6 protein-coding genes and 1 pseudogene are annotated in these 6381 nt (G+C 34.6%); all 7 read right to left on the minus strand.

The window, feature by feature from the left end; genetic code table 11:
• The 7 genes and pseudogenes from E7419_06725 to E7419_06755 all read right to left on the minus strand — a co-directional run bounded on the left by E7419_06725 (position 1) and on the right by E7419_06755 (position 6074).
• A pseudogene (locus E7419_06725) lies at positions 1-148 on the minus strand (stage V sporulation protein T).
• Between the two features lie 123 nt (positions 149-271).
• A complete protein-coding gene (locus E7419_06730) occupies positions 272-1882 on the minus strand; it encodes a recombinase family protein (GenBank protein MBE7014882.1) in 1611 nt (536 codons plus the stop codon).
• 111 nt (positions 1883-1993) lie between these two features.
• Entirely contained in the window at positions 1994-2212 is a 219-nt protein-coding gene (locus E7419_06735; GenBank protein MBE7014883.1) for a hypothetical protein, read from the minus strand.
• A gap of 134 nt (positions 2213-2346) precedes the next feature.
• Positions 2347-2913: a hypothetical protein gene (locus E7419_06740; GenBank protein ID MBE7014884.1), complete on the minus strand. Its 567-nt coding sequence runs from the start codon at positions 2911-2913 to the stop codon at positions 2347-2349.
• Between the two features lie 99 nt (positions 2914-3012).
• A complete protein-coding gene (locus tag E7419_06745) occupies positions 3013-3288 on the minus strand; it encodes a hypothetical protein (GenBank protein ID MBE7014885.1) in 276 nt (91 codons plus the stop codon).
• A 16-nt stretch (positions 3289-3304) separates the two neighbouring features.
• Positions 3305-4444 (minus strand): DNA cytosine methyltransferase, encoded by a 1140-nt coding sequence (locus E7419_06750; protein ID MBE7014886.1) that lies wholly within the window; start codon positions 4442-4444, stop codon positions 3305-3307.
• A 208-nt stretch (positions 4445-4652) separates the two neighbouring features.
• Positions 4653-6074 carry a site-specific DNA-methyltransferase gene (locus E7419_06755; GenBank protein ID MBE7014887.1) on the minus strand — a complete coding sequence of 474 codons (1422 nt, stop codon included), beginning with the start codon at positions 6072-6074 and terminating at the stop codon, positions 4653-4655.
• Positions 6075-6381 lie beyond the last annotated feature (307 nt).

Consider the following 6381-nt stretch of genomic DNA (forward strand, 5'->3'; position numbering starts at 1 on the left):
CCGCCTGTCCGCTTGTTTTTGAAAGAGTTTCGGCATATCCTGCGGCAAATTCACCAAGCTCACCGATAGGTGAGTACTTTTTGAAAATTACCTCGCCGTCACGCTCTGTAAATATTTCGAGTGGATCGCCATCTCATACCTTGTTGGTACATAGATAACGACCCACTGACAAAGTTCATATTTAACTGATTTCATTATACGGCAATCGACAAAAATTGTCAATAAAAAACACAGTAATTGATGTTTTTAATCAACTACTGTGTTAAAAAAATTATTCTTCTTGTGTTCTTTCTACAAGGTCTATGATGTCAGTAATACTGCTCTTTAAGAAAATGGTAATTGTCTTGTCTTCATCTACTGTGATACGCTCTATAATAAGAGCAATATCTTTTTCGGTAAAGTGTTCCTTAGAAAGCAAATGATTAAATGTATCAAGAACCGTATCTATATTGTTCTTGATTTCTTTTCTCTTTTCACTTTCGTCAGTAAGAAATTCTATTTCCAACTCAGCATTTTCTATCTCTTTACGAAGACCATTGTCAACTGCATCAAAGGTTTCATCAATGCTTTCTTCATTATCTGGGTATTTAGAAATTTGTTTGATACGTTGTTGCATACTTATAGTAAGTTCAGATTTCTTATCTTCAATGAAATTTTGGAGATTTGCAATACGTATCTTGTTTCTCTCAACCTGCTCTTTACTGCTGTCAAGGTTGATATTTATAAGTTTATCTTGCAAATTTTCTTTAACTGCACGGATGTAATTTTTCACTGCCTCATTGAGTTTAGATTCGTGAATATGGTGTGAGGTACATGCCTTTAACCCCCTTCTGTGATAAGAACCACAGAAATAAGCATTTGGTCTCTTAGGGTTGGAAATTGAAAACATATGAGCACCACAATCAGCACAGTAAATTCTGCCACTGTAAGGAATTTCATACTTGCGCTTACCTTTGTAATGAGATGTGGTTCTGTGTTTTAATTCTTCTTGCGCCTTCTCAAAAACCTTTTTTTCAATGATAGGTTCATGGTGATTTTCAAATATCATATGGTCTTTTGGGTCAGTACGAACATCTCTTTTATTGATGCCCGCTCTTGTCCATACATTTTGTCTTAATGTACCTATATAAAAATCATTGCTTACAATTTTTGCAACTGCAACATGACTCCAAATGGTACTTGGTTTAATCTTGCTTGGGTCTTTTTCTCTCTCCAAGGCATGTTTCACCATAAGCATTCTGCCAGTTGGAGCATTAGTCTCAGTTAAATACTCAGCAATTTTTTTATAACCCCAACCATCATTATATAATTCAAAGATTTTTTTCACAACCGCTGCGCCTTCTTCATCAACACAAACAGTATTTTTTTTGAAAGGATGTAAGTAATAACCGTATGGAGCATTACAAACCCATTCGGCATTACGCTGTCTGTTCTTAATAATGCTTCTGACATTTTTACTTGCCTCACTGACTGGTTGTTCGTTCATAAGGAATTTAAACTGTATATTCAACCATTCGGCATTATTAGGAAAATCTATATTGTCTTGAATTGAAATGATTCTTACTCCGGCATCTCTTAATAGTTCAAGTTCATATAAACCCAGACTATTTCTTCTGGAAAATCTGGAAAAATTCTTGATAATAAGTATCTTATAATACCCATTAAACAATAATTTTCTCATTTTCTGATACCCATCTCTTTCTTCAAAGGTATAACCAGACTTATCTCTGTCTTCATAGAAATCACATTCCATATTAGGAAACTTATCTTTCACATAAGCGCTTATGATTGATTTCTGATTTTCTATTGATACATTTTCATTGTCAAGGTCATCATCTATTGATATACGGCAATATGCCGCTATTCTTTCTGTCTCTTTCATTTTAACATCATTCCTTTCTTGTATTCAAGGGTGTGTAGATTATACACACCCTTTGTCCGTATCTATTTATATGTAAGCATATTCACTTGGAATATGCTTTGTTGTGAGTTTTTAACTAGCATACGCTAATGATTTAGACTGTTCCTTCAAAAGCTCAGTAATGGTTTGAAGAAGCGGTCTGTTGCCTCCGACAAAAACATTAATTGAATAATCATTTTTGTAAGCAGCGACAGTCTCCTTATACTCCGCGGTGTCTCTGTAAGTAGCCTTTTCAGAGCTATCTACCCATACCTCAACAGTCTTGGAACTTTCCTTAATGTTTATCTTCATGCGCATTGCTCCTTTCATAATAATATTTTTTCTGTATAATTAGAATTTTATTCAAATACAGTAAATTACCTACTTTTAATATGAGACAGTTTTTAAACAGATACTGCCAAACTGCTTGTTAAGAATATTGCTGATTACTTTTTCACAGACCAAAGGGCAATGTGGAAACTCTCAAAATCACTCTTTTTCAAATATGAAACAAATTTTTTGAGTTCATCTTCTGTTAATGGTGAAATTTCCATACCATAACTCTTATCTTCCAAGCCTGTTTCTGTTGTTATACTGCAAAGTTTACGGACATTTTCAAAACCAACTGCATACCCATCAAAAATAAGGAAATTTGTTGGTGAATCTTCATCAGTGATATTTGTGAAACCTTTTGATGCTTTTAAGGTTGAATGCACATTGGGGCTAAGCAAATTTACTATTGATGAAAGACCAAAGAAATTGTTAATGAGTTTCTGTTCTTCAACTGTATATGTATCTTTAAGACCTATTTTGATACATTTGTTATAGAACTTTTTAGCCTCAGCTTTGAGTGCACCGGTATCAAATAAGGGAATTTCTATGAATGGACTTGTATTTCTTTCAAGGTGAAATACATTGAATTTCAATGAAATTTTTGTCTTCATTATTACCTCAATACTTGTTCCAAGTTCTGTTTCTGCTTTACAATTGAAATTTTTAAAATTAATATACATGATATAATCTCCTTTTCTCCTCAGTAATACTGAGATTCACTTATATTTTTTATTGTTCCAGCGGTTTTTGGACAGATACCGCCAAACTGCTTGTGCTTTTTACTGATTATCAAGGCGGGTCAAGACACCTTTACCTCTTGGGGTAAGAGCATATCTTCTGACTTTGCCACTACGGGGTTGAATATAACCTGCATGTGTAAGTGATACAATCATTCTTGAAACCTCTCTGCGAGGACAGCCCAAATATTCACCCATTTCCTCTTGTGAAAGAGGGCAAAAGTTTTGATTGAATGCAGGACCTAATGTGTTGCTATCAATAACTCTAAGTACCTGTACCTCTGTTCTACCTAATCTAGCATAATTTGTGTTTCTCATGTTAAAATTCCTCCTATTATAAGTTGATTTCTGAATATAAAATATCTAGACTTCTCTCAAATGCCCCCACGCCAGAAAACAAACTTAACAGGCGCAATTCTTTGAACAAATAAGGCATTCTATCAAAGAGTTCCAACCACACTGCTACAAGCAATTCTACACAGATACTATTGCCGGTCTGGTGATTGAGTTGAGTTTTACTGTTGATTTTAGAAACTTTCTCATAGTCTGCTGCTGTAAAACCAGTTGCCAACCATCTTTCCTTTGGAGAAAGTTTCTTTATGTAATATCTGTCATTGCCATCTGCATCCTTATAAATCTGTCTCACAATGCATGTAGAATTAGATGCACGGAGTGTTGGTATCTTTTTGAGACCTATCACATGGTCTGCCCAACCAGATTTACAAGGGAGTTTTATAGTTTCAGCATCAGATGAAATAATTTCATCAACATACTTTTCAATGGAGGTTCTTATATATGGGGAAATGCTGGAATCTATCACAACCTTTGCATCTGTACCAGCAAATACATCTGAACAGTCCTCTAATATAGTCTGCAAGTTCCTTGTAAATGTATATGGTTCTGGAAACTCAAAACCTGCATCTACATCTGACCTAACACATACCCATATGATTCGTCTTCTGTTTTGAACTGAACCATAATCATGAGCATTGAGAACCTTCCAGTAAATGTTGTACCCATAACTTTCAATTTTTGCATTTATCTTATCAAAATCTGCTCTGAACCTCTTTGATGTAGCAAAATTTGCCACATTCTCCAAAATCACAAATTCTGGTTTGATATTTTTAATTGCCTCAAGCACATAACAAACTAATGAGCTTGGAGTTTCTTCAATGTCAGTGCATCCACATACCGGACAGACACCGAGCACATCTACATCTAATGGTGAAAAAGAATGCCCACACTCTGGGTTTTTACAATAATTTGTGATACCAAGTTTTTCACCTATTGAACTAACGCTTTGGCATGGAAAACCTGCCACAATACAAGAAACATTTTTTAAATCATAACTTAAAACATTTCTTACATCCCATAAATTAACTATTTCTTCTCCTAAAAGCACTTTTTCAGATTCAAATGCCTTTTTATCTATCTCAGCACATGCTACGATATGCTTGTTATATAAATCTTTCATTGGTATTCCTCCTTAAAAATAAGTAATTTTGATTAATTAACAAATTTCCAAGAAGGCAGCGCTACCCTAACTGGGTGTAATCAGTCTAGAATCATACACTCAGTCTCTTGTTAGTTCCATCTCATATGAATATGTTTGTGCACAACATACCCGTATCAATAGATTGGAACTGATAGGGTTTTGATAATGAGGTTCTCCCAAAACTCATTTAGTCTTGAAAGGTAAGCACCTTGTTCATATCGAAGGTTTCACCCCCTTTCAATGCCTTTGCTTTACTGATTCTTTCAGCACAGCGTATAAGGTTTTCTTTATCTGAAACTGCACATATGAACTTTCTATCAGTTCTAGTACAGATTTCTGCTGTTAAACCACCACCGGTCAAGTCAAGCACAGTATCACCAGCAAGAGTACAGTTAAGCACCATATTCCTCATAACCATGTAAGGAATGCTGTCTTCATAACTGCCTACACTCTGTTCCACAATAACCTTTTTTGCCTTTTTTGACTTGGGTTGAAATGGCATACCATCATCAACATAAAAATGTCTGGAGGTATGATATGTTCCATAGAACAGTTTCCCAGGTTTTCTCAGATGTACCATTGCCATAGTCTTTTCACCATAGGAATATACAATATCAAAGATGAACCCTTGACGAGCGTATCTCATACTTACATCTATAATGTCTTTTTCTTCGACCCAAACATTGACACATGGTAAAGTCATCTTGGAGATAACTGAATCTATATATGTAAAAGGAATATCTGTAAAAACAGTAGAATCTACAAAAGCAACATCAAATTCATCCTTTTCAACTGTTTCAAGAATTTCTTCTGCATTGCCAAGGGCAATAGTTCCACAAAGTTCATCATGAACAAGTTCTTCAATTCCGAGGTCTTCCATAGTTTCCAAGATTCTCTGTTCTGACACCTTTGCATACTTGTCTTCAATTTCACAACCAATAAAGTCTCTGCCACACATTAAGGCACTGACACCGGTTGAGTTTGTTCCACAAAATGGGTCAAGAATAAGGTCGCCAGGTTCAGAAACTTTTTCAATCAATTTAGTCATAATTTCAACTGGTTTAATAGTTCCATGACCATACTTTTTCTTCAATTTTGTAAATTTAGGTGTGATAAAATGCTCCGGAGTAGTATCTACCTCTCCAACAAGACTTTTATCAACAACTTGAACTATGTATTCTGTGTCAGAAAGCATAGTTCCCTTAGAACAGAAAGGGTTAGTTTTCTGCCAAGTATGAAGAATAATTTCCACATTTTCATACTGTTGAAAAAAAGAAATATAGAAATCTAACTGCGCTGCACTGCAAAAGAAAATTCCATTGATTTTTTCACAGATACGAACAATCTCTTTTAAAACATTAACAGAAAAACCATCACAGAATGCCGCTATGCCTTTCATAAAGTCTGTATGAGCATAACATCCGGTAGTCTTGCCTTTTTTTGTATGTAAAATATACGGACCATCCATTACAACAGCTTTAACGCTGCCGGTTGGAATAGCATGTAATATTTTCTCACAATCACCTTTGATTATCTGATTTTTCAGAATTTTCACTGCCTTTGTAAAGTTCTCTACTAAAATTTTCTTAAATGATTTCAATTTAATCATCCTTTCTATAAAATGTTTTCAGCAACAACATCTCCCGTTGCTGTACCTATATTGTCTCATACTTTGCATTTTTTCTACACGAGTTGGTTCTTTGCAAATTCGGTGATTTCAAGTTTTAAAATGTTAAAACCAACAATTTTTGTTCAAACACCGAATTTTTCATTATGAACCATTTAAACAGTTAGAAAATCTTGCAACATCTTCAACATCTGGTACTGTTTTTTGCTGTACCTATATTGTCTCATATTTTGCATTTTTTCTACACGAGTCGGTTCTTTGCAAATTCGGTGATTTCAAGTTTTAAAAT

The organism is Oscillospiraceae bacterium (assembly GCA_015068525.1).
Taxonomy (GTDB): domain Bacteria; phylum Bacillota; class Clostridia; order UMGS1840; family HGM11507; genus SIG450.

Excerpts from the sequence above, each read along its gene's own strand:
- E7419_06730 (MBE7014882.1), bottom strand. The coding sequence starts at position 1,882 with ATGAAAGAGACAGAAAGAATAGCGGCATATTGCCGTATATCAATAGAT.
- E7419_06735 (MBE7014883.1), bottom strand. The coding sequence starts at position 2,212 with ATGAAGATAAACATTAAGGAAAGTTCCAAGACTGTTGAGGTATGGGTA.
- E7419_06740 (MBE7014884.1), bottom strand. The coding sequence starts at position 2,913 with ATGTATATTAATTTTAAAAATTTCAATTGTAAAGCAGAAACAGAACTT.
- E7419_06745 (MBE7014885.1), bottom strand. The coding sequence starts at position 3,288 with ATGAGAAACACAAATTATGCTAGATTAGGTAGAACAGAGGTACAGGTA.
- E7419_06750 (MBE7014886.1), bottom strand. The coding sequence starts at position 4,444 with ATGAAAGATTTATATAACAAGCATATCGTAGCATGTGCTGAGATAGAT.
- E7419_06755 (MBE7014887.1), bottom strand. The coding sequence starts at position 6,074 with ATGATTAAATTGAAATCATTTAAGAAAATTTTAGTAGAGAACTTTACA.